21 protein-coding genes and 1 pseudogene are annotated in these 22274 nt (G+C 74.7%); 10 read left to right on the top strand and 12 right to left on the bottom strand.

Annotation, left to right across the window (positions count from 1 at the left end):
- Nucleotides 1–19 precede the first annotated feature (19 nt).
- Complete coding sequence (locus ACFY00_RS03605) at nucleotides 20–940, bottom strand: helix-turn-helix domain-containing protein (protein WP_388026766.1); 921 nt, start codon at nucleotides 938–940, stop codon at nucleotides 20–22.
- 91 nt (nucleotides 941–1031) lie between these two features.
- Between ACFY00_RS03605 and ACFY00_RS03600 the strand changes: the two genes are divergently transcribed.
- Nucleotides 1032–2021 carry a LacI family DNA-binding transcriptional regulator gene (locus ACFY00_RS03600; RefSeq protein WP_388026765.1) on the top strand — a complete coding sequence of 330 codons (990 nt, stop codon included), beginning with the start codon at nucleotides 1032–1034 and terminating at the stop codon, nucleotides 2019–2021.
- Nucleotides 2022–2198: 177 nt separating this feature from the next.
- Here ACFY00_RS03600 and ACFY00_RS03595 read toward each other — a convergent pair whose 3' ends face one another.
- Nucleotides 2199–2636, bottom strand: a complete 438-nt coding sequence (locus ACFY00_RS03595; protein ID WP_388026763.1) for an ATP-binding protein — start codon at nucleotides 2634–2636, stop codon at nucleotides 2199–2201.
- 207 nt (nucleotides 2637–2843) lie between these two features.
- On the opposite strand from ACFY00_RS03595, the gene ACFY00_RS03590 reads away from it, so the two are divergent.
- Complete coding sequence (locus ACFY00_RS03590; RefSeq protein WP_388026762.1) at nucleotides 2844–3122, top strand: hypothetical protein; 279 nt, start codon at nucleotides 2844–2846, stop codon at nucleotides 3120–3122.
- Between the two features lie 7 nt (nucleotides 3123–3129).
- Here ACFY00_RS03590 and ACFY00_RS03585 read toward each other — a convergent pair whose 3' ends face one another.
- Nucleotides 3130–3612, bottom strand: a complete 483-nt coding sequence (locus ACFY00_RS03585; protein WP_388026761.1) for an Lrp/AsnC family transcriptional regulator — start codon at nucleotides 3610–3612, stop codon at nucleotides 3130–3132.
- A 111-nt stretch (nucleotides 3613–3723) separates the two neighbouring features.
- On the opposite strand from ACFY00_RS03585, the gene ACFY00_RS03580 reads away from it, so the two are divergent.
- Entirely contained in the window at nucleotides 3724–4875 is a 1152-nt protein-coding gene (locus tag ACFY00_RS03580) for a trans-sulfuration enzyme family protein (protein ID WP_388026759.1), read from the top strand.
- A gap of 5 nt (nucleotides 4876–4880) precedes the next feature.
- On the opposite strand, the gene ACFY00_RS03575 is transcribed toward ACFY00_RS03580, so the two are convergent.
- From ACFY00_RS03575 to ACFY00_RS03555, 5 genes are all read right to left on the bottom strand, one after another.
- The gene (locus ACFY00_RS03575; RefSeq protein WP_388026757.1) at nucleotides 4881–5696 is read right to left on the bottom strand and encodes a DUF1028 domain-containing protein; all 816 of its coding nucleotides are present in this window, start codon (nucleotides 5694–5696) and stop codon (nucleotides 4881–4883) included.
- A 283-nt stretch (nucleotides 5697–5979) separates the two neighbouring features.
- Nucleotides 5980–6291: a GNAT family N-acetyltransferase gene (locus ACFY00_RS03570; RefSeq protein ID WP_388026755.1), complete on the bottom strand. Its 312-nt coding sequence runs from the start codon at nucleotides 6289–6291 to the stop codon at nucleotides 5980–5982.
- 19 nt (nucleotides 6292–6310) lie between these two features.
- Nucleotides 6311–6940, bottom strand: a complete 630-nt coding sequence (locus ACFY00_RS03565; RefSeq protein WP_388026753.1) for an FMN reductase — start codon at nucleotides 6938–6940, stop codon at nucleotides 6311–6313.
- Nucleotides 6937–8028, bottom strand: coding sequence for an LLM class flavin-dependent oxidoreductase (locus ACFY00_RS03560; protein WP_388026751.1), 1092 nt, complete (start codon nucleotides 8026–8028; stop codon nucleotides 6937–6939). The genes ACFY00_RS03565 and ACFY00_RS03560 overlap by 4 nt, the downstream gene beginning before the upstream one ends.
- A gap of 66 nt (nucleotides 8029–8094) precedes the next feature.
- Nucleotides 8095–8655, bottom strand: a complete 561-nt coding sequence (locus tag ACFY00_RS03555) for a PadR family transcriptional regulator (RefSeq protein ID WP_388026749.1) — start codon at nucleotides 8653–8655, stop codon at nucleotides 8095–8097.
- Between the two features lie 273 nt (nucleotides 8656–8928).
- On the opposite strand from ACFY00_RS03555, the gene ACFY00_RS03550 reads away from it, so the two are divergent.
- Both ACFY00_RS03550 and ACFY00_RS03545 read left to right on the top strand, forming a co-directional pair.
- Nucleotides 8929–9807, top strand: coding sequence for a S1 family peptidase (locus tag ACFY00_RS03550; RefSeq protein ID WP_388026747.1), 879 nt, complete (start codon nucleotides 8929–8931; stop codon nucleotides 9805–9807).
- A 91-nt stretch (nucleotides 9808–9898) separates the two neighbouring features.
- On the top strand, nucleotides 9899–10489 hold the full coding sequence (locus ACFY00_RS03545; RefSeq protein ID WP_388026745.1) for a hypothetical protein: 591 nt from the start codon (nucleotides 9899–9901) through the stop codon (nucleotides 10487–10489).
- Between the two features lie 7 nt (nucleotides 10490–10496).
- On the opposite strand, the gene ACFY00_RS03540 is transcribed toward ACFY00_RS03545, so the two are convergent.
- Nucleotides 10497–12503 (bottom strand): FAD-dependent oxidoreductase, encoded by a 2007-nt coding sequence (locus ACFY00_RS03540; RefSeq protein WP_388026743.1) that lies wholly within the window; start codon nucleotides 12501–12503, stop codon nucleotides 10497–10499.
- 97 nt (nucleotides 12504–12600) lie between these two features.
- Between ACFY00_RS03540 and ACFY00_RS03535 the strand changes: the two genes are divergently transcribed.
- Nucleotides 12601–12993, top strand: coding sequence for an RNA-binding S4 domain-containing protein (locus tag ACFY00_RS03535; RefSeq protein ID WP_388026741.1), 393 nt, complete (start codon nucleotides 12601–12603; stop codon nucleotides 12991–12993).
- A gap of 27 nt (nucleotides 12994–13020) precedes the next feature.
- Here the strand turns inward: ACFY00_RS03535 and ACFY00_RS03530 are convergent, their stop codons facing one another.
- Nucleotides 13021–13515 (bottom strand): hypothetical protein, encoded by a 495-nt coding sequence (locus ACFY00_RS03530; RefSeq protein ID WP_388026740.1) that lies wholly within the window; start codon nucleotides 13513–13515, stop codon nucleotides 13021–13023.
- 177 nt (nucleotides 13516–13692) lie between these two features.
- Between ACFY00_RS03530 and ACFY00_RS03525 the strand changes: the two genes are divergently transcribed.
- A complete protein-coding gene (locus ACFY00_RS03525; RefSeq protein WP_388026738.1) occupies nucleotides 13693–14106 on the top strand; it encodes a YchJ family protein in 414 nt (137 codons plus the stop codon).
- A 33-nt stretch (nucleotides 14107–14139) separates the two neighbouring features.
- On the opposite strand, the gene ACFY00_RS03520 is transcribed toward ACFY00_RS03525, so the two are convergent.
- Both ACFY00_RS03520 and ACFY00_RS03515 read right to left on the bottom strand, forming a co-directional pair.
- Nucleotides 14140–15171 (bottom strand): GNAT family N-acetyltransferase, encoded by a 1032-nt coding sequence (locus ACFY00_RS03520; RefSeq protein ID WP_388026737.1) that lies wholly within the window; start codon nucleotides 15169–15171, stop codon nucleotides 14140–14142.
- A gap of 26 nt (nucleotides 15172–15197) precedes the next feature.
- Nucleotides 15198–16130: a polysaccharide deacetylase family protein gene (locus tag ACFY00_RS03515; protein ID WP_388026736.1), complete on the bottom strand. Its 933-nt coding sequence runs from the start codon at nucleotides 16128–16130 to the stop codon at nucleotides 15198–15200.
- A 244-nt stretch (nucleotides 16131–16374) separates the two neighbouring features.
- Here ACFY00_RS03515 and ACFY00_RS03510 point away from each other — a divergent pair, with 244 nt between their 5' ends.
- The 3 genes and pseudogenes from ACFY00_RS03510 (at nucleotide 16375) to ACFY00_RS03500 (ending at nucleotide 21876) form a co-directional block, all read left to right on the top strand.
- Nucleotides 16375–18864, top strand: coding sequence for an ATP-dependent Clp protease ATP-binding subunit (locus ACFY00_RS03510; RefSeq protein WP_388026734.1), 2490 nt, complete (start codon nucleotides 16375–16377; stop codon nucleotides 18862–18864).
- A 603-nt stretch (nucleotides 18865–19467) separates the two neighbouring features.
- A pseudogene (locus ACFY00_RS03505) lies at nucleotides 19468–20225 on the top strand (chlorophyllase); the annotation flags it as partial.
- A 148-nt stretch (nucleotides 20226–20373) separates the two neighbouring features.
- Nucleotides 20374–21876: an aldehyde dehydrogenase family protein gene (locus ACFY00_RS03500; RefSeq protein WP_388026733.1), complete on the top strand. Its 1503-nt coding sequence runs from the start codon at nucleotides 20374–20376 to the stop codon at nucleotides 21874–21876.
- The last annotated feature ends 398 nt before the right edge of the window (nucleotides 21877–22274 follow it).

The raw sequence follows: 22274 nt of genomic DNA, 5'->3' as shown, positions 1-22274 counted from the left end.
ATCCCGCCGAAGGCGCCCCTCACCCCACCGAAAGCCCCTCCCCCGCCACCCCCCGGACCGCCGCGCGGAAGGCGGTCGGGGTGGTGCCCGTGCGCTGGTGGAAGAACTTGGCGAAGTTGGCCGCGTCGGCGAAGCCCAGGTGGTCGGCGATGCGGGCGGCGGAGCTCTCGCTGTGGGCGAGCAGGCGCTTGGCCTCCAGGACGACTCGGCGGTCGACGAACTCCTTGGCGCCCACGCCCGCCGCGGCGAGGGTGGCGCGGGAGAGGGTGCGCGGGGAGTAGCCGAGGTACTTCGCGTAGTCCTCGACCCGCCGGGTGCGGGTGAAGTGGTGCTCGACGGCCTGCCGGAAGCGCCGGTAGGTCTCGCCGGGTTCGGCCGCGGCGCTGCCGCACGGCGCGGGCGGGTTGGCGAGCCGGAGCAGCAGCGCGGCGAGCAGGTGCCGGAGCAGCGCGTGGTGGATCTCGGCGGGCAGGTCCGCGCCGGAGGCGTACTCGCGGTGGAGGTGCCGCACCGCGTGCCCGAGCGCTTCGCGTTCCGGCCCGTCGGTGTGCAGGACCGCGGCGGCGAAGGGGTCGTCGAGCCGGGCGGCGGCCACCGTCGCGGGGTCGGGGAAGCCGGGTTCGAACAGCACCAGGAGGCCGTCCGCGCCGTCGAGCTCGCCCCACTGCTGGACCTGTCCGGGCCGGACCCAGAGCCAGCTGCCGGGTTCGACGGTGTGGGCGGTGAAGTCGACGGTGTGGTGCAGGGTGCCGTGGTCGAGGGTGAGCAGGTGGTGGAAGGCGGGGCGCTGCGGCCGGTGGAAGACGCCGGTCCCGGCGGCCCGGCGGGCGCGGAGTTCGGCGAGCGTCATGACTTCGACGCCGACCGGTCCGCCGGGTGGCGCGGTGAACGGGACCTCGGGGATCGCCGTCCCGGACGCCTGGGGTTCGTTCGCTCGCATCGTCACCACATCCGCTGCCAGGCTACCTCCGGTTGATCTTCCGCCGGGAGGGCGGTTGTACGGTCGACAGCACCAGGCGGAGGGAGTCGGGATGGAGCGGCGGCCGACCTTGCACGACGTGGCGGGCGAGGCGGGGGTGAGCGCGAAGACGGTGTCGCGGGTGCTGAACGGGGACGGGCCGGTGGCGGCGGCGACCCGGGAACGGGTGCTGGCGGCGGTGCGGCGGCTGGGGTTCCGGCCGAACCTGATGGCGCGCAGCATCCGCACCGGCGGGCCGGACTCGACGGTCGGGCTGGTGCTGCCGGACCTGGGCAACCCGTTCTTCGGGGCGCTGGCGGACGGGGTGGAGGGGGCGGTGCGCGGGCGCGGGCTGACGGTGCTGCTGGGGTGCTCGGGCGGGGACGCGGCGCGCGAGGCGGAGGTGGTGGGGGCGTTCCTGGCGCGGCGGACGAGTGCGCTGCTGGTGGTGCCCGCGGGCGGCGGCGGGGAGACCCTGGCGGCGGCGCGGGCGGTGGGGGTGCCGCTGGTGTACCTGGACCGGCCGGGGCCGGGGGCGGACTGCGTGGTGTCCTCGAACCGGGCGGGGGCCCGGGAGGGGGTGGCGCACCTGCTGGGGGCGGGGCACCGGCGGGTGGGCTTCCTGGGCGACCTGCCCGCGTCGCTGTACACCCGGCGGGAGCGGCTGGCGGGCTGGCGGGAGGCGCTGGCGGCGGCGGGCCTGCCCGCCCCGGCGGAGCTGGTGGCGGGGGCGCGGACGGCCGCGGAGGCGGAGCGGGCGGCGCTGGCGCTGCTGGCCCTGCCGGAGCCCCCGACGGCGCTGTTCGCGTCGAACGTGAACGCGGCGACGGGCGCCCTGCTGGCCCTGGGCCGCTCGGGGCGGCGGGACGTGGCGCTGCTGTCCTTCGACGACCTGCCGCTGGCGGAGGTGCTGGACCCGCCGCTGTCGGCCGTCGCCCAGGCCCCGGCGCTGCTGGGCGCCACGGCGGCCCGGCTGGCGCTGGCCCGGCTGGACGGGGACGGCACGCCGCCGCGCACGGAGACCGTCCCGACCCGACTGGTGCTGCGCCCTGCGCGCGAGTAGCGGGTGGTGGGCGGCGGTCCGGCCGCGGGGAGTCGCGCCCGCCTTATTGCGACTGGCTTGCAATAACGCATGTCGTGCAGCAGAGTGGAGGCTGCGGGGTCGTCCGACGATCGTCTTCCCAACCGGCGTCCGCCGGGACGCGGCGTCGGCCCCGCGCCAGCCGTTCCCGGGAGCCCGTCAGGGCTCCAGCGGCAGCCGCACCAGCATGGTCTTGCCGCCGCCGTCCTCGTCCGCGACGGTCTCCGTGCCGCCGCCCGCCAGCGCTGCCAACTCCTGCACCAGGGACAGGCCCCAGCCGCCGCTGCCGTCCTGGTGCGGCACCTCGGGGGGCTGCGGGCAGTGCGGGTGGCGGTCGTGCACCCGGATCGCCAGTTCGCCTGCGCAGAAGTCGAGTTGGAGCGTGGTACGGGGTGATCGTGGGGCCGCGTGACGGACCGCGTTGGTGACCAGTTCGCTGACCACCAGCAGCACCGTGTCGGTCAGTGGGTGGTCCGCGTCCATCCCGCGGGCGGCCAGTTCGGTCCGCACTCCGCGGCGCGCCTCCGGCACGGACGCGGGGACGGTCGCCAGGCTCAGGCAGTAGCGCACGGTCTGGGGTGGGTCCGCGACAGCCATGGTCGGTCCCTTCACGAACGGGGGCGACCGGGCGGGAGCGGGAGGGCGCCGTCGTCCGGCCGCGTCGGGGCTCGGCAGCCCTGCCCCGTCCGAAGGAACCGGACAGATTACCGATACCCAGTACGGTAAGGCCGGACGGCCCCACTTGCGGCGGCGGATGCTGGACAGTGGCCACAACTCGCCAATGCCGGTCCCACCCCGGGGATCATGCCCACCGACCTGCTGGGACCCCTCGGCCCGGGCTCGCCGGAGCGCGTCGCTCCGCCGACCGCCGACCGGCTGAGCGACGAACCCGGCGACGGGGAGCGGGAGTTGCTCGCGATGACGACCGCGGGCGCGAAGGACGCGGTGATCGCCCGCAGCCCGGGCGCCACCCGGCGCACCATGACCCGCCGGACCGCCCGGCCGATGGGCGAGCCGAACGCCCGGGCCCGCTTCCAGTCCGGGCTGCAGGGCGTCGATCACGGCTGTGAGAAGGCGGGTTGACGTCGCGTCAGACGGCCGGGCCGCCGCCCGGGACGCGCTCGAACACCAGGTTGGTGCGGGTCTGCGCGACCGCCGGGTGGGCCGTCAGGTGGTCGACCACGAAGCAGCGCAGCGCCTCCGGGTCGGCCACCGCCACGTGCAGCAGGTAGTCGTCGCTGCCCGCCATGTGGAACACCGCCAGCACGCCCGGCAGTTCGGGCGCCGCGGCCCGGAAGCTGCCGTTCTGCTCCCGGGTGTGCGCCCGCAGCCGCACCGAGATCATCGCCTGCAGCGGCAGTCCGACCGAGGGCAGGTCCACCTCCGCGTGGTAGCCCGCGATCACCCCGCGCTCGCGCAGCGCCCGTACCCGCGCCAGGCAGGTGGACGGGGCGACCCCGACCTGCTCCGCCAGTGCGTTGTTGGGCGTCCGGGCGTTCGCCAGCAGCGCCCGGACGATCGCCCGGTCGACCGCGTCGAGCTCCGCCGCACGGGCCCGTGGAATGTTCGGCACGCCCCCAGCGTGACCGTCCGTGCCGAACATTCGCAAGAGCGCCCGGGCCCGCACCGAATCATCTGCCGCCGCTCTGGCCATTCGACGCTTTCAACTTCACCATCAACGGCCATGAGCCGACTCGACACCCGAGCCGTGCACGCCGGCCGCGACGACCTCGCCCGCCTCGGCACGCACGTCCCCCCGCTCGACCTGTCCACCACCTACCCGGTACCGGACCTCCCCACCGGCGGCGACGCCTACCAGGCGCTGGCCACCGGCGAACGGCCGCCCGCCGAGGGCGGCCTGGTCTACCAGCGGCTGTGGAACCCCACCGTCGCCCGCTTCGAACAGGCCCTCGCCGAACTGGAGGGCTGCGCCGAGGCGGTGGCCTTCTCCTCCGGTATGGCCGCGCTCTCGGCCTGCCTGCTCGCCGCCGCCGCGGAGGGCCGACGGCACGTGGTCGCGCTGCGCCCGCTGTACGGCGGCTCCGACCACCTGTTGGACTCCGGCCTGCTCGGCACCGAGGTGACCTGGGCCGCCCCCGGCACCCTCGCCGCCGCCCTGCGCCCCGACACCGGGCTCGTCCTGGTCGAGACCCCCGGCAACCCCACCCTCGACCTGCTCGACCTGACCGCCGTCGCCGAACGCTGCGGCGAGGTGCCGCTGCTGGTCGACAACACCTTCGCCACCCCCGTCCTGCAGCGGCCCGCCGCGTTCGGCGCCACCCTGGTGCTGCACTCCGCGACCAAGTCGATCGGCGGCCACGGCGACGTGCTCGCCGGAGCGGTCGCCTGCACCCCCGACTGGGCGCGGCGGCTGCGCCGGGTCCGGGCCGTCACCGGCGCGGTCCTGCACCCGCTGGCCGGCTACCTGCTGCACCGCGGCCTGCAGACCCTGCCGCTGCGGGTGCGCGCCGCCTCCGCCTCCGCCGCCCGGATCGCCGACTGGCTGGCCGAACAGCCCGGGGTCGCCGCCGTGCACTACCCCGGCCGCTCCGGCTCGCCCCTGCTCGGACGCCAACTCCTCGGCGGCGGCAGCACCCTGGCCTTCGAGACCATCGGCGGCTTCGAGCACGCCGCGGCGGTCGCCGAGCGCTGCGAACTGATCACCCACGCGGTCTCGCTCGGCGGCGTCGACACCCTGATCCAGCACCCCGCCTCGCTCACCCACCGCCCGGTCGCCGCCGCCCACAAGCCGACCCCGGCCCTGCTGCGACTGTCCGTCGGACTGGAGGACCCGGACGACCTGATCGCCGACCTGGCCAAGGCCCTGCTGCGGTAGCCGCCTCAGCCCGCCGCCCTGGAGGCCGTCCGCAGGTGGTCGAGGACCACCGGGTCGATCCGGCCCGCGACGAGACGGCCCTCCAGGTTCTCCACCCCCGCCCAGCGGTCCAGCGAGTCGTACCCCAGCCCGCCGAGCAACTCCCGTACCTCGGACGCGAGTTCCCCCTCCAGCGGGAGCAGCTGCGCCGGGTCCGGGACCCCGTGCAGCACCTCGTGCACGGCCAGCAGCCGGCGCAGCTCGGCGACCGGCTCCGCGTGGTCGTCCACCCGCAGGTCGTACGCGGTGTCGCCCCAGCCGCCGACCCCCCGCCCCGGCTCCACCACGTACAGCGCGGCGCTCTGCCGCCCGCGGGCGTCCCCGCCCGCCGCGTCGCCCGCCGCGAGGGCGGCCACCAGCCGGTCCGCGAACGGCAGCCGGGCGGCGGCCAGCCAGGCCGCCTCCATGTCCCGCACCACCTCGGGCCCGGTGAGGATGTTCCCCTGGATCGCGTACCCGTCCCCGGCGACGCCCCCGGCCCACAACAGGCACTCCGCCCCCGTGTACGTCACCCCGTCCCCCGCGGGCCCGACCACCCCCACCTGCCGGTGCGCCCGCCCTTCGTCCGCCGCGAGCAGCGCCGCCAGCACCCCGGCCGCCGCCACTCCGCTGCGCAGCACGGCCATCCCCTGCGGCCGGTACGCGACGTTGGCCCACGCCTGCGTCGCCAGCGCACCCACCCCGACCTCGGCCGCGGGCACCAGCGCACCGACCGACAGGAACTTGCTCGCCACGGCGACACCGAACGCGGTGCCCTGCCGGGCCACGATGGAGAAGGTCACGAGCCGCGACGATAGCCCTCACCGGGCCGTTCGTCCACGCCCTGCACCGACCCGGCAAGCTCCGGCAAGAGATCCGAGCGGGGAGAGCGGAACCGGGAGGCGAAAGCAGGGGCGCGGGGAACTGCGCGGCCGAGCGAGCACGCACAGCCGGATCGCGAAGCAGGACGAGAACCTGCACTGTCCCGCGATCTTGCCGACGTGCTCCTTCCTCTGCGCGCAGCTCCCCGCGCCCCTGGTTGCACCTCCCGGTTTCGCCTCCCGGTTCCGGCCCGGGCGAGGCGTCTCAGAGGTCGAACTTGGCCCGCTTCCCCTCCGGCACCAGCTCCACGTACTCCGGGTGCTTGGCGATCCAGCCGCGGATGAACGGGCAGTACGGCAGGACGCTCGCGCCGCGCTCGCGGACGGCGTCCAGCGCGGCGCGGGCCAGCTTGCCGCCGAGGCCCTGGCCCTCGAAGGCGGGGTCGATGACGGTGTGCACGAAGGCGACGGTGCGTCCCTCGTCGCGGAGCTGGTACTCGGCGAAGCCGGCGGGCCCGGCGTCGGTGCTGATCTCGAACCGGGACTGTTCGGCGTTGTCGCGGACCTGGGGTTCCATGGCGGTGACTCCTCGGGTGTCAGCGGGCGCGCAGCGCCGCGAGTTGCTGGGCGAAGGGGACGACCTGCTCGTGCTCGGCCGCCCGGGCGCGAGGGGTGGCGGGGCGGCCGACCAGGCTCTCGGCGAGTTCGCCCGCCGCGCGGGCGATCCGTGCGGCGAGCGAGCCGTCGGCGCCGTTCGCGCCCCAGTCCTCGGAGGCGGCGAAGACCGCGGTGGGGACGACCACGGCGCGCAGGTAGGCGAACAGCGGTCGCATCGCGTGTTCGAGGGCGAGGCTGTGCCGGGCGGTGCCGCCGGTGGCGGCGATCAGCACGGGCTTGCCGGTCAGCGCGTCCTTGTCGAGCACGTCCACGAAGGACTTGAACAGCCCGCTGTAGGACGCGGAGAAGATCGGCGTGACGGCGATGACCCCGTCCGCCTCCTCCACCGCCCGGACGGCGTCGCGCAGCGCGGGCGGGGGGAAGCCGGTGACCAGGTTGTCGGCGATGTCGCGGGCGAGCGCGCGCAGTTCGACGACCTGGACGTCCGCCTCCCGCCCGGCCTCGCGCAGGTCGCGGGCGGTGGCCTCGGCGAGGCGGTCGGCGAGCAGCCGGGTGGAGGAGGGGACGCTGAGCCCGGCCGTCACCACGACGAGCTTGAGGGCGCTCACTTCGACGCCACCTCCGTCTCCCTGGCGGCCACGCGCGCGGCGTGGGTGGGCCCGTCCGGCACCTCGGCCGGGCGGTTCTTGGCGAACTCGGCGCGCAGCACCGGGACGACCTCCTCGCCGAGCAGGTCGAGCTGTTCCAGGACGGTCTTGAGCGGGAGCCCGGCGTGGTCCATCAGGAAGAGCTGGCGCTGGTAGTCGCCGAAGGTGTCGCGGAAGGCGAGCGTCTTCTCGATGACCTCCTGCGGGCTGCCGACGGTGAGCGGGGTCTGCGCGGTGAACTCCTCCAGCGAGGGGCCGTGGCCGTAGACGGGGGCGTTGTCGAAGTACGGGCGGAACTCGCGGACGGCGTCCTGGGAGTTCTTCCGCATGAAGACCTGGCCGCCGAGGCCGACGATCGCCTGCTCGGGGGTGCCGTGGCCGTAGTGGGCGTAGCGCTCCCGGTAGAGCTCGATCAGGCGCTGGAAGTGCTCCTTGGGCCAGAAGATGTTGTTGGCGAAGAAGCCGTCGCCGTAGTAGGCGGCCTGTTCGGCGATCTCGGGACTGCGGATGGAGCCGTGCCAGACGAACGGCGGGGTGTCGTCGAGCGGGCGCGGGGTGGAGGTGAAGGACTGCAGGGGGGTGCGGAAGCGGCCCTGCCAGTCGACGTTCTCCTCGCGCCAGAGCTGGTGCAGCAGGGCGTAGTTCTCGACCGCGAGCGGGATGCCCTGGCGGATGTCCTTGCCGAACCACGGGTAGACCGGGCCGGTGTTGCCGCGGCCCATCATCACGTCGACCCGGCCCTCGGCGAGGTGCTGGAGCATCGCGAAGTCCTCGGCGATCTTCACCGGGTCGTTGGTGGTGATCAGCGTGGTCGAGGTGGAGAGGATCAGCCTCTCCGTGCGGGCCGCGACGTAGCCGAGCATGGTGGTGGGCGAGGACGGGACGAACGGCGGGTTGTGGTGCTCGCCGGTGGCGAACACGTCGAGCCCGACCTCCTCGGCCTTGAGCGCGATGGCCACCATGGCCTTGATCCGCTCGTGCTCGGTCGGGGTCCGCCCGTTGGTGGGGTCGGTGGTCACGTCGCCGACGCTGAAGATGCCGAACTGCACCGCTCTCAACTCCTTCGAGGTTGATTCAACATTCAACCACTCGCGACAACGGCACGCCACCCGCCCCTATTCCCGGCCCTCCGCCGCCTCCTCCGCCGCCCCTTCCACCGTCTCCCCCAGCGCCTCGTCCAGCCAGGCCAGCCAGAACGACTCCAGCTGGATGCCGCCGCGCAGCACCAGGTGCTGCAGCCGGTTCTCCCCGGCCGCGGCCTCCGGCGGGAAGTCCCGCCGCTCGATCTCCAGGTACTCGGCGAGCTGCGCCCGGTGCAGTTCGCGGTGCCGGGCCAGCTCCTCCCCCAGTCCGTCCAGACCCAGCACGGCGGCGGCCCGCAGCCGCAGCAGCAGCGGGTCGCGGACGGGCTTCGGGTCCTGCGGCAGGGCGGTCCACCGGGCCAGCTCGGCCCGCCCGTCCGGCAGCACCTCGTACTCCTTGCGCTGCCCGCGCCCCGCCCCCGGGCCGGACGCCCGGACCAGGCCCGCGCGCTCCAGGCGTCCGAGTTCGCGGTAGATCTGCTGGTGGGTGGCCGACCAGAAGAACCCGATCGACCGGTCGAACCGCCGGGTCAACTCCAGCCCCGAGGACGGCTTCTCCAGCAGGGCGGTGAGGATCGCGTGCGGCAGTGACATGCGGCCGATCGTACGGGCAGGCCGGGCCCCGGTGGGGCGCTGACCTGTGACGTCGGCTCAGCAGGCGGGCCGCGCGCCGGAGTTGCCGACCGACCGGTCGGATGGGAAAGCGCTTACGGGGTCTTGCGCAGCCTCGTCGGGCGTCCGCATACTCCCGGATAGCGCCTGTCAGGGTCAGTTCAAGCACCGGGCCACGAGCCGGTGCCGACCTCCCCTGCCCGCGCCTCACGGCCCCTACCCCAGGGCCTCTCCCACTCCCCCAGGAGGAGATCTGTGAGGACCACGCGCACCACCGACCGCCCGCGCCGCACCGGCGTCCGCCTGCTCGCCGTCGCCGCCGCCCTCGCCGCGGCGACCGCCCTCGCGGTGCCCGCCGCCGGGGCCGCCACCGCCGCCCCCGACGCCACCGCCGCCCTGGCCCGGGTCAGCGACTCGGTCGGGCTCAGCGGCGTCAACGGCATCGCCTGGCACACCGACCCGGCCTCCGGGAAGGTCGTGGTGACCGCCGACAGCACCGTCACCCCGGCCGCGCTGGCCCGCCTCACCGCGGCCGCCGGGGCGGACTCCGCCCGCCTGAAGGTCGAGCGCACCCCCGGCACCTTCAGCCCGAAGCTGTCCGCGGGCGCCGCGATCTACGGCGGCGGCTACCGCTGCTCGCTGGGCTTCAACGTGGTCAAGGGCAGCACGTACTACTTCCTGACCGCCGGGCACTGCGGCAACATCGCGAGCACCTGGTACACCAACTCCGGCCAGACCACGGTGGCCGGCACCACCGCCGGATCCAGCTTCCCCGGCAACGACTACGCCCTGGTCCGCTACACCAACACCTCACTCAGCCACCCGGGCGGCTTCACCGCCGCCAACGCGTACGTCGGCGAGGCCGTCAAGCGCACCGGCTCGACCACCGGCACCCACAGCGGCAAGGTCACCGCCCTGAACGCCACCGTCCGCTACTCCGACGGCGGCACCGTCAGCGGCCTGATCCAGACCACCGTCTGCGCCGAGGGCGGCGACTCCGGCGGCCCGCTGTACGACGGCACCAAGGCCCTGGGCCTGACCTCCGGCGGCAGCGGCGACTGCACCAGCGGCGGCACCACCTTCTTCCAGCCCGTCACCGAGGCCCTCTCCGCGTACGGGGTCTCGCTCTACTGACCCGCCCCGGCCCCCGCCCGCCGCCGCCCACCGGAGCCCCGGCCCCGGTGGGCGGCGGCGCGCTGTCGGCGGGCCGCACTAGCCTGCGCGCATGGGAACGTACCTGGTGAGCGTGGACGCGGACGAGTGGTTCGGCCCGGAGGAGGACGGGCGCTCCGCCGTGGCCTCGGCGCTGAACGAGGAGCTGGCCCGGCGCGGCCTGCCGCCGTACCTGTCGGTGCCGCCGCCCGCGGAGGTCGTCCGCGGGTCCGGGCAGTCGTTCGAGGAGAAGCTCGTCCCGCCGATGGAGTCCTTCGCCGCCCTGTGCCGGGAGCTGCTGACCCCCGACGAGACGGAGACGCTGCTCGGCTGGTCGGTGCTGGTACCGGTGCCACTGGACGAGGAGATCGCGCTGCCGGTGCCGTCCGCCTACGCCGACGACACCCTGGTGGCATCGGCGCACCGGGTGCTGCCGCTCGCCGAACGGCTGGCCGCCGCGCTGGAACTCCCCACCGACCTACCGGAGTTCTCCGACAACCTGGACCTGACCTGCTGGTTCCTGGACGGTCCGGGCAGCGCGTCGGCGGCGGCCGGCCGCCCCGGGCGCTGGGCCCGGGACGCGGACGCCGCCTTCTACGCCGCGATGTACCTGCGGGCGGCCCAGCACTGCCTGCGCCGGGGCTGCCCGCTGACCTACTGCTGACGGCCGGTCAGAGCGCGGCGGCCAGCCGGGTGCCCTGGTCGACGGCGCGCTTGGCGTCGAGTTCGGCGGCCAGGTCGGCGCCGCCGATCAGGTGGGGTTCGACGCCGCGCTCGCGCAGGGCGTCGAGCAGGTCGCGGCGCGGCTCCTGGCCCGCACACAGCACGACGTGGTCGACGGGCAGGAGCCGCTCCTCGCCGTCCACGGTGACGTGCAGGCCGTCGTCGTCGATCCGGCGGTACTCGACGCCGGGGACGGTCACCACGCCGCGGTGGCGCAGTTCGGTGCGGTGGATCCAGCCGGTGGTCTTGCCGAGCCCGGCGCCGACCTTGCCGGCCTTGCGCTGCAGCAGGAAGACCTGGCGCGGGCTCGCGGGCCGCTCGGGGGCGGCGAGGCCGCCGGGGCCGGTGTGGTCGCGGTCGACGCCCCACTGCGCGAGGAAGTCGGGGGCGTCCGCGCCGGGGTCGGTGAGGTACGCGGCGACGTCGAAGCCGATGCCGCCCGCGCCGATCACCGCGACCTTCGCGCCGACCTGCGCGCCGCCCTGTAGGACGTCGAGGTAGCCGAGCACGCTGGGGTGGTCGACGCCGTCGATCTGCGGGGTGCGCGGGGTGACGCCGGTGGCCAGCACCACCTCGTCCCAGCCGGTCAGCTCGTCCGGGCCGACGACCTTGCCCAGGCGCAACTCGACGCCGGTGCGGGCGAGTTCGTGCCGGTAGTAGCGCAGCGTCTCGTCGAACTCCTGCTTGCCGGGCACCCGCCGGGCGACGTTCAGCTGCCCGCCGATCTCGTCCGCGGCGTCGAACAGGGTGACGCGGTGGCCGCGGTCGGCGGCGGAGGTGGCGAAGGCGAGTCCGGCCGGTCCGGCGCCGACCACGGCGATCCGCTTGGCGCGGCGGGTGGGGGCGAGGACGAGTTCGGTCTCGTGGCAGGCGCGCGGGTTGACCAGGCAGGAGGTGATCTTGGCGCTGAAGGTGTGGTCCAGGCAGGCCTGGTTGCAGCCGATGCAGGTGTTGATGGCCTCGGGGGTGCCCGCGGCGGCCTTGTTGACGAAGGCGGGGTCGGCGAGCATCGGCCGGGCCAGCGAGACCAGGTCGGCGTGCCCGGTGGCGAGCAGTTCCTCGGCCAGCTCGGGGGTGTTGATCCGGTTGGTGGTGACCAGCGGGACGCCCACCTGCCCCATCAGCTTCTTGGTGACCCAGGCGTAGGCGCCGCGCGGCACCGAGGTGGCGATGGTCGGGATGCGGGCCTCGTGCCAGCCGATGCCGGTGTTGATGATGGTGGCCCCGGCGGCCTCGACCTCGCGGGCCAGGCGGACCACCTCGTCGAAGGTGGAGCCGCCGGGGACGAGGTCGAGCATGGAGAGCCGGTAGATCAGGATGAAGTCCGGCCCGACCCGCTCGCGCACCCGCCGGACGACCTCCACCGGGAAGCGCATCCGGTTCTCGTAGCTGCCGCCCCACTCGTCGGTGCGGTGGTTGGTCTGCGCGGCGACGAACTCGTTGATCAGGTAGCCCTCGGAGCCCATCACCTCCACGCCGTCGTACCCGGCGGAGCGGGCGAGTTCGGCGCAGCGGGCGAAGTCCTCGATGGTCTGCTCGACCTGCTCGGCGGTGAGCTCGTGCGGGACGTACGGGCTGATCGGGGCCTGCAGGGCGGACGGGGCGACCAGGTCCTGGTGGTAGGCGTACCGGCCGAAGTGCAGGATCTGCAGGGCGATCTTCCCGCCCGCGGCGTGCACGGCGTCGGTGATGGTGCGGTGCTCGGCGGCCTCGGCCCCGGTGGTGAGCTTGGCGCCGCCCGACCAGGGGCGTCCGGCCTCGTTGGGGGCGATGCCGCCGGTGACGATCAGGCCGACGCCGCCGCGGGCGCGCTCCGCGTAGAAGGCCGCCATCCGCTCGAAGCCGTGCTCGGCCTCCTCCAGGCCGACGTGCATGGAGCCCATCACCACCCGGTTCGGCAGGGTGGTGAAGCCCAGGTCGAGCGGGGCCAGCAGGTGGGGGTACGCAGCGGTCATCGACGCCTCCGGTCGGGATTTGTTACCCAACGGTAGGACGCGGCGGACCGGCCGTGCAACTAGTTGCAAAAAGCTGGGCCCGACTAGAGTCGTGGGCATGAGTGCGGACGAGGTGAGCGTGCGGATCGACAGCTGGATCTGGGCGGTCCGGCTGATCAAGACCCGCTCGGCGGCGGGTGCGGCCTGCCGGGCCGGGCACGTGAAGGTGAACGGGGCGACCGCGAAGCCCGCGCAGCACGTCAAGCCGGGCGACGACGTGCGGGTGCGGATCGAGGGGCGGGAGCGGATCGTCCAGGTGGTGCGCCCGATCGCCAAGCGGGTCGGCGCCCCGGTCGCCGAGACCTGCTACGTGGACCACAGCCCTCCGCCGCCGCCGCGCGAGGAGCGCCCGGCCGCCGTCGCCCAGCGCGAGCGGGGCGCCGGGCGGCCGACCAAGCGCGAGCGGCGCGACCTCGACCGGCTCAGGGACGGCTACCGCCCGTACTTCTGACGGCCCGGGGCGCTCCGGGCGCCCCCGTCAGTCCTCCAGCGCCTTCTCCTTGGCGATCCGGACCTGCTCGGCGAACTCCTCGGCGGAGATCCGCTCCACCGAGGCGCCGTACTTGGCGGCCAGCTCGTCGGCGGGCCCCTCCTCGTGCTCGGTCAGGTAGACGACCAGCAGCGCCCGCCCGTTGTCGACCCGGGAGGAGAGCACGATCAGCCCGGCGCCGCCGTCGGTCATCTCGGCCTGCTCGGCGGCGTTGCCGATCACCGCGCCCGCGGCGAAGCCCAGCAGCACGCCGATCGGGCCGCCGAGCAGCCCGACCAGGCCGCCGACCAGGCCGGAGCCGACGGTGGGGACGCCCGCGCCGCGGATGTGGCTCTCCGGGATGTCGACGATGCCCTCGGCGTCGCGCTCCAGCACCGCGACCTGCCGCAGCCCGGGCAGGTGCATCGCGTCCTCGTAGGCCCGGCGGCACTCCGCCTGGTCGGTGAAGCCGAGCAGCAGCACGTTGTAGTGGTGGTCGCTCATCGCGGTTCCCTTCGCCCTCGCCGACAGTCGCCCCCTGCGGTGCCGCGCCGGGGCGCGGCACGCGATCATCCTGCCCGCGCCGCCCGGGGGCATGCCCGCGCCGCGCCGGGACGAACCGGACAAAAGTCGACAATCATACTGCCAGGTCGGGGGGCGGGCCGCGCGATAATGGACCCCATGGCCCGCCGACGCACCCCCGCCCCCACCGCCCCGACCGACTGCCCCTGCGGCCTGCCCGCCCGGTACGCCGACTGCTGCGGCCGCCTGCACCGCGGCGAGGCCACCGCGGGCAGCGCCGAGCAGCTGATGCGCTCCCGGTTCAGCGCCTTCGCGGTCCGCGACGAGCCCTACCTGCTGCGCTCCTGGCACCCGGACACCCGGCCCGCCGCGGTCGACTTCGACCCCTCGCTGCGCTGGGAGCGCCTGGAGGTCCTCGGCTCCGCCGAGGGCGGCCCGTTCCACACCGAGGGCACCGTCGAGTTCCGCGCCCACTACCTGGACGGCGGCCGGGCCGACGCGCTGCACGAGCGCAGCCGCTTCGTCCGCCACCAGGGCGAGTGGGTCTACCTGGACGGCGACGTCAATACCTGACGCTCCGCCCTGGCGCGACGCCCTGTCGTCCCGTCAACTGCCGCCGCGCAGGCGGTGCTTGAGCGAGAGCAGCGCCCCGCCGGGCCCGCGCGGCAGCAGCCAGCCGGTGTCGGTGCGGTCGACCGCGCCGAAGCGGTACTTGTACGGCTCCCGGCCGCGCAGGAAGTCGAAGGTCCGCACGCCCTCGGCGGCGCAGTTGCGGATCGCCGCGTCGACCAGCGCGGTGCCCAGCGACTCGGCGGCCCAGCGCGGGTCCCAGCCGGTCTGGTAGTAGGCGAAGCGGTCGGCCCAGCGGAAGCCGTACAGCACGCCGACCAACTCGTCGCGGTGCCGGGCGATCTGGAAGGCCGGTCCGCGGCCGGGCGCGGCGGAGCCCAGCAACTGGCGGTGCAGCGGCAGCCGGTCGGCGCCGAAGCTGCTGGCGCCGCCCGCGACGGCTTCGCGGCGCAGCCGGTGCAGGCGCAGCAGGTCGTCCAGCAGCTCCGGCCCGGCGGTGCCCGGGGGCAGCCAGTGGAAGCTGACCCCGGCCGCGGCGAGGCGGCGGTGGGCGCGGCGGTTGGCGGCCCGGAAGTCCCGGGAGCCGAGCCGGTCGGGGCCGTCGGTGAGGTCGGCGCGCGGGCAGGCGGAGCGGGTGACGGGGCGGGCGCCGGGGGGCAGCAGGTCGGCGTGGGCCGGGTCGAGGCCGGGCAGCCACAGGGTGTCGCGGCGCGCGCGGTCGGCCAGGTGGGCGGCGACCTCGGCGCGCCGGTGCGGGCGGACGGCGGGCCCGCAGTGGTCGGCGGCGCCCGCGCCGGTGCCGAGCAGGGTGAGCGCGGGTGCGGCGAGCGGCAGCCGGGGGTGGGCCCGCAGCCGGACGGCGGCGAGCGGCAGCACGGCCTCGGCCCGGCCGTCCGGGCCGCGCCACACCGCGATCTCGCCGCGCTGCCCGGCGCCCAGGGTGCGCCACCAGGCGAGCACCCAGTCGGGCCCGGCGAACCAGGAGCCGTCCGGGTCGTCGTCGACCAACTCGCGCCAGTCGTGCACGAGTTCGCCGTCCAGCTCGGGTGTGCGTCGGATCTCCGGCACGGTCCGCTCCCCCTCCGCGTCCATCGTCATCGGCCGCCGCGCAGGCGGTGCACGGCGGGGTGCAGCCCGGACAGGATGGTGTCGAAGCGGTCGCGCCCGGTGTGCGAGTTGACCCGCAGGCGGCTGATCCGCAGCCGGTGGGCCGGGGCCAGTTCGGCGTGCCGGTGGTCGAACAGGAACCCCGTACGGTACCCGAGGGTGCGCAGCACGCGGTCGGCGCGCGGGTCGTAGTTGCCGTTGGGGTAGGCGAAGGTGGTCGGCGGGCGGCCCATCCACTGGGTCAACTTGTCGTGGGAGGCGACGAGTTGGGCGTCGACCTCGGTGTCGCTGCAGCGGTCCAGGCAGGGGTGGGAGGCGGTGTGGTTGCCGATCGCGATCCCGGCGTCGGCCAGGGTGTGCAGCTCCGCGGGGCTCAACTGCCGCTGCCGGGGCGCCTGCCGGGTCGCGGTGGCGCGCAACTCGGCCAGGGCGCGCCGCCGTTCGGCGTCGGGCAGGGTCTTGAGCCGACGGACGGCGGCGGGTGCGTCGAGGCCGTGCAGCGCCCGAGTGCGGCCGCCGCGGGCGAGCAGGTGGGCGGCCTCGGTCCACCAGTACGGCCGGTCGCCGCCGACCAGGTCGGTGATCACGTACGCGGCGGCGGGGATGCCGAGCCGGGCCAGCACGGGCAGCCCCTCGGTGAGCACGCTGCGGTCGCCGTCGTCGAAGGTGACCAGGACGCTGCGGGCGGGCAGCGGGCGGCGGTGCTCGGCGGCCCGGGCGACCTCCTCCACGCCGACCGGGCGGGCGGTGCGGGCCAGCCGCTCCATCTGGGCCCGGAAGGCCGCCGGGTCGTCGATGCCGTGGTAGGCGAGCACGGCGAGCCGCCGGGCGGCCCGGGCCCGGAAGACCGGCTGCAGCGGGGAGCGGCGCAGCAGGGCGTCGATGCCCCGTCGGCTGGCGGCGCGGTCCGCGGTCGGCATGGCCCGTCCCCCTCGGGTGGTGCGCGCGGGCGTTCCGGACGGTCGGCCCGGGCGCCCGCTGGATCCAAGGTCATCAGACTCCCATGGCGAGGTAATGCCTGTCCCAAGTTCCTGGAAGCCGGCTGGGAACCGGCTCCGCGCGGGCCCCGCCACCTGTCCGGATCACCCTGCGGGGCGGCGATCGCCCCGGATTGGCATAGTTCGGGGGGACTGCTGCCCGTCCGCCCAGGGGAGTGCCCTCACGATGACCATGCCCGGCTTCGGCTCTTTCGGCTCCGACGACGCCTTCTCCGACCTGCTCAACCGCTTCTTCGGCCTGAACCCGGCCGCCTCCCCGCCCGCCGTCCAGCGCGTCCCGATCGGACGGCTGCTGACCGAGTCCGCCCGCGAGCTGATCGCCCGCGCCGAGCTGCGCGCGCAGGAGGACGGCAGCACCGACCTGGACACCCCGCACCTGCTGTGGGCCGCGACGCAGGTCGAGCCGTCCCGCGGCCTGCTCGCCCGGGCGGGGGTCGATCCGGACCAGCTCGCCGCCGTGCTGGAGCGCAGCCTGCCCGCCGGTGCGGCCGACCCGTCCGTCGACCCGGGCCTGACCCCCGCCGCCAAGCGCGTCCTGATCGGCGCGCACGCCCGCTCGCAGGCCGCCGGGGTCTCCTACATCGGCCCCGAGCACGTCCTGGCCGCCCTGCTGGACGACCCGGACTCGGCGGTCGGCCGGCTGCTGAACGCCCAGGGCGCCGACCCCGCCCGGCTGCAGCGCGGCGCCGAGGCCGCCGCCCGCGGCGAGCGCGCGTCCGCGAAGGAGGAGAGCCGGACGCCGACCCTGGACGAGTACGGGCGCGACCTCACCGAGGACGCCAAGCTCGGCCGGCTCGACCCGGTGGTCGGCCGGGCCGAGGAGATCGAGCAGACCGTCGAGATCCTCTCCCGCCGCTCGAAGAACAACCCGGTGCTGATCGGCGAGCCCGGCGTCGGCAAGACCGCGATCGTCGAGGGCCTGGCGCAGCGGATCGTCTCCGGCGACGTGCCCTCCACCCTGAAGGACCGGCGGGTGGTCTCGCTCGACCTGTCCGGGCTGGTCGCGGGCTCCAAGTACCGCGGCGAGTTCGAGGAGCGGCTGAAGAACGTCATCGACGAGGTCCGCGAGGCCGCCGACTCCACCGTGCTGTTCATCGACGAGCTGCACACCGTGGTCGGCGCGGGCGCGGGCGGCGAGGGCGCGATGGACGCGGGCAACATGCTCAAGCCCGCGCTGGCCCGCGGCGAGCTGCACGTCATCGGCGCCACCACCATCGACGAGTACCGCAAGCACATCGAGAAGGACCCGGCGCTGGAGCGCCGCTTCCAGCCGGTGCTGATCCCGGAGCCCTCGGTGGAGGAGACCGTGCAGATCCTGGAGGGCCTGCGCGACTCCTACGAGGCGCACCACCAGGTCCGCTTCACCGACGAGGCGCTGCGCGCCGCCGCCGACCTCTCCGACCGGTACGTCTCCGACCGCTTCCTGCCCGACAAGGCCATCGACCTGATCGACCAGGCCGGGGCGCGGGTCCGGCTGCGCGGCCTGGGCCGCTCCACCGAGGTGATCGGCCGCGAGGACGAACTCGCCAAGCTGCGCCGCGAGAAGGACGAGGCGGTGGCCGCCGAGGACTTCTCCCGCGCCTCCGAGCTGAAGACCCGGATCGCCGACCTGGAGGCGCAGGGCGCCGAGATCGAGGAGCGCCGCGAGGGCGTGGTCTCGGTGACCGTCGACGACATCGCCGACGTGCTCTCCCGGCAGACCGGCATCCCGGTCTCCCAGCTCACCGAGGACGAGAAGGCCCGGCTGCTCAAGCTGGAGGACGAGCTGCACGACCGGGTGATCGGCCAGGACAAGGCCGTGGTCGCGGTCTCCGAGGCGGTGCGCCGCAGCCGGGCCGGGATGGCCGACCCGAACCGGCCGGTCGGCTCCTTCCTCTTCCTCGGCCCGACCGGCGTCGGCAAGACCGAACTCGCCAAGGCCCTGGCGGAGTTGATCTTCGGGGACGAGGACCGGCTGGTCCGCTTCGACATGAGCGAGTTCCAGGAGAAGCACACCGTCTCCCGCCTGGTCGGCGCCCCGCCCGGGTACGTCGGCTACGACGAGGCCGGGCAGCTCACCGAGGCGGTGCGCCGCCGCCCGTACAGCGTGCTGCTGTTCGACGAGGTCGAGAAGGCCCACCCGGACGTCTTCAACGCGCTGCTGCAGGTCCTCGACGACGGGCGGCTGACCGACGCGCAGGGCCGCACCGTCGACTTCCGCAACACCGTGGTCATCATGACCTCCAACATCGGCTCGCAGCTGATCCTCTCGCACAAGGGCGAGACCGAGGAGATCCGCGACCGGCTGATGGAGGAGCTGCGCGGGCGCTTCCTGCCCGAGTTCCTCAACCGGATCGACGACATCATCGTCTTCGACGCGCTGGACGCCGACGACCTGCTGCGGATCGTCGACCTGATGCTGGCCAACTCCGAACGCCGGGTGAGGGCCCAGGGGATGGAGCTGGAGGTCACCGCCGCCGCCAAGGACTGGCTGGTGGACAAGGGCCACCAGCCCGAGTTCGGCGCCCGCCCGCTGCGCCGCACCATCCAGACCCAGCTCGACAACCGCCTCGCCACCATGCTGCTCGGCGGCGACCTGCGCCCCGGCGACACGATCGTCGCGGACGCGAAGGACGGCGAACTCGTCTGCTCGATCGGCCGCCCCGAGGCGTCCTGAGCCCGACCCGTCCTGACCCCGGAGCCCCGTCGGCCGACGCCCCTGCCGACGGGGCTCCGGCGCGCTGTCCGTCCCCGGCCCGCTCGACCTGGACGCGCTGGAACCGTACGGCACCGGGCCGGCCGTCGACGGCGACCTGACGGTGGAGGGCGCGGTCCTCGACGCGGACGACGGCTGCCCGCGCCGGTCGTGCTGGGCGACCGACCTGACCGCGGGCGCCGTGCACCTGGAGGGCGACGCCGAGCTGCCGGTGCGCGGCCACGTCCGGGACGGCGCGTTCGTCGGCCACCTGACCGACAAGCTGGTTTCGACGCCCCGGGCGTGCACGGCGACCGCCTGTACGACCGCCTGGCGGCGGGGCTCCCGCGACTGCGGGCCCAGGGCTCTGGGCGGGAGCCCTCACCGGGTCGGCGTCGGCGGGGCCGCGACCCGTGGGACGGCCGCCAGTACGGCGCTGCGGGTGCGCCGCGCCTGCGTCTGGCGCGGCCCGACGGGTTCGGACATGGATCCTCACTTGCTCGCGGAACACCGTTCCGCTAAATTGGCGGAACGGCGTTCCGTCAAAGTGCGACAGAGCCTCCCACGAGAAAGCCCGGGCTCCCCATGTCTTCCCACCCCCTCGGCCGACAGATTGCCTCGGTCAAGCCCATCACCGTTCCCGCCCCCGGCCGCGGCTTCGAGCCGCAGGCGAAGGTCACCGCCCCCTCGCGGGCCGGAACCTGCCGGTCATCGTGTTCTCCCACGGCAACGCCTGGTCGCCGGACGGATCCGAGCCCCTGGTCGACCGGCGGGCCGCCGCCGGGTCCGTCGTGGCGCGGCCCGCCCACCTGGACTCCCGCCGCCGTGGCATCGGCCGGGACGACCCGCGCTTCGCCACCATCTGGCGCGTGCGGATCGCCGACCTCCGCGCGGTCCTCGACGGGCTCGGTGACCCCCTCGGCCAGGTCGGCCCGGAGGACCGCGTCGGACGTGCGCACATCGCACGGTCGTCGGCCGCCCATGGGGAGCCCGGACCGCCGGCGCCCCGATCGACGTCACCGGAACCGGCGACCCGCTCCCCTCTTTCGCCGCCGGACGCCTTCCGTTCATGAGGCCGGACTGCTCCACCACGACCACCGCGACCCTGGTCGTCGCGGGCGGCAAGGACCGGTCCCCTCTCTCCACCCGGGGATCTCTCCACCCGGGGACCGGAGCGGTTCACCGACGCCCATCACCTCAGCCCGTCTCCGAAGAGCCCGCTCGCCATCGCCGAGGGCGAGCACACCCCGGGCGGCATCGTCGGCGAGATGGTCGCCGGGACGACCGACGAGGACCCCGCCCGCGTCGCCCGCGTCGCCGATGCGATTTCCCCCTACCTCCTGGGCTGCCACCGTCCTCGTCGTCTGCGCCGGCCTGGTCCGAAATCGTGCGGCGGATCCCGCGCGGTGACACGGCCGAGTGCGGCTCGCGGACGTACGAATGCCAACCACCCACCCGAGAACGCCGACCACTCACACAAGAGGAACGATCATGACTGCAACTGTGAGCAACCCGCCCGTCGCCGACACCGCCCGCGGTGACATCCCCGCGTTCGTCCGGGCCGGGGAGCGACTGATGTGGATCGGCGGCCGGCAGGTCGCCGCGGTGTCCGGACGGACCCTGCCGAACATCGACCCGGCCACCGAGGAGGCGCTGGCCGGTGTGCCGCGCGGCGAGGCAGCCGACGTCGACGCCGCGGTCCGGGCCGCGCGCGCGGCGTTCACCGATCCCGCCTGGGCGGACATGAGCCCCGACCGGCGCGGCCGGATCATGAACCAGATCGCCGACGTCATCGAGGAGCACGCCGACGAACTGGCCACCATCGACTCGGTCAACATGGGCGCGCCCCGCATGCTGACCGCACACATGCTCGCCGAGGCGAGTGAGGTCTTCCGCTACTACGCGGGCTGGCCCACCAAGCTGTCCGGCGTGAGCGTCCCCGCGGGCAAGGACCGCATGGCCTACACCCGCAAGGAGCCGCTCGGCGTCGTCGGCATCATCTGGGGCTGGAACGGTCCGATGGGCCAGCTGCCCGGCAAGCTCGCCCCGGCCCTGGCCGCCGGCAACACCGTCGTCCTCAAGCCGGCCGAGACCGCCTCGCTGAGCACGCTGCGCCTGGCCGAGCTGCTGGCCGAGACCGATCTGCCGGCCGGTGTCGTGAACGTCGTCACGGGCCTGGGCTCCGAGGCGGGCCAGGCGCTGGTCGCGCACCCCGGCGTCGCGAAGATCGCCTTCACCGGGTCGACCGCGACCGGCAAGCTGGTCCAGCGCCTGGCCACCGACACCCTCAAGCGCGTCACCCTCGAACTCGGCGGCAAGTCGCCGTCGGTCGTCTTCGCCGACGCCGACCTCGACGTCGCGGCCCGCGGCGTGGCGGCCGGCTTCCTGGGCAACGCGGGACAGGTCTGCGTCGCCGGGTCCCGCGTGTTCGTCGAGGAGGGCATCCGCGAGGAGTTCGTCGCGAAGCTGCTGAAGACGATGGAGATGTTCACCCCGGGCGACCCGCTGACCCAGGGCACGCTGGTGGGACCGCTCTCCACCAAGGCGCAGTTCGAACGCGTCAGCTCCTACCTCGACATCGCCCGCCGGGAGGGCGCGAACGTGGTGACCGGCGGCGGGCGCTTCGGTGACCGCGGATACTTCTTCGCCCCCACCCTCCTCGACGGCGTCCGCCCCGACATGCGCGTCGTCCGCGAGGAGATCTTCGGCCCCGTCGGCGTGATCACCACCTTCACCGACATCGACGACGCCATCGCCCAGGCCAACGACACCGACTACGGACTGGCCGCCTCCGTGTGGACCACCAACCTCACCACCGCACACCGCATGGCCGCGGCCATCGAGGCCGGCACCGTCTGGATCAACACCTGGGCCGAGATGAGCACCGGCAACCTCCCCTTCGGCGGCTACAAGCAGTCCGGCCAGGGCCGCGAGGGCGGCCTGGAAGGACTCGACACCTACACCCAGGTCAAGACCGTCCGCATCGCCCTGTGAACACCACCACCCCGGGCGTCTGACCCGATGCCCGCCACGCGGGGGCCCGTCGCCCGACGGGCCCCGCGCCCTTCGGCCTGCCCGCCCCAGTCGCAGGGCGTCACCGCCCATCGGAAGCGCACCGTGTGGGTGCGGCGCACGATCCGTTGTGACTGCCGACCCTCCTGCTCGGTCAGCCGCCCGTCCGCAGGCCCGTCACCAGCAGGGCGCCGACGAACAGCGCCGCGCCGATCACCGGCAGCCACGCCATCTCGGCCTCCCTCGCTCGTTCGGCCCGTCGTCGGGGGGGGGCCGGGCGGGGGCCCCGCCCCCCCCGGGGGGGGGGGGCGGGGGGGGCCCCGGGCCGGGGGGGGCGATGCCGGGGGGGGGGGGCCCCATTTTTTGGCCGACGGCCGGTA

Source organism: Kitasatospora sp. NPDC001540 (assembly GCF_042894345.1).
Taxonomy (GTDB): domain Bacteria; phylum Actinomycetota; class Actinomycetes; order Streptomycetales; family Streptomycetaceae; genus Kitasatospora; species Kitasatospora phosalacinea_C.
Note: the sequence above shows the minus strand (reverse complement) of the source record. Positions and strands in the feature narration are given on the sequence as shown.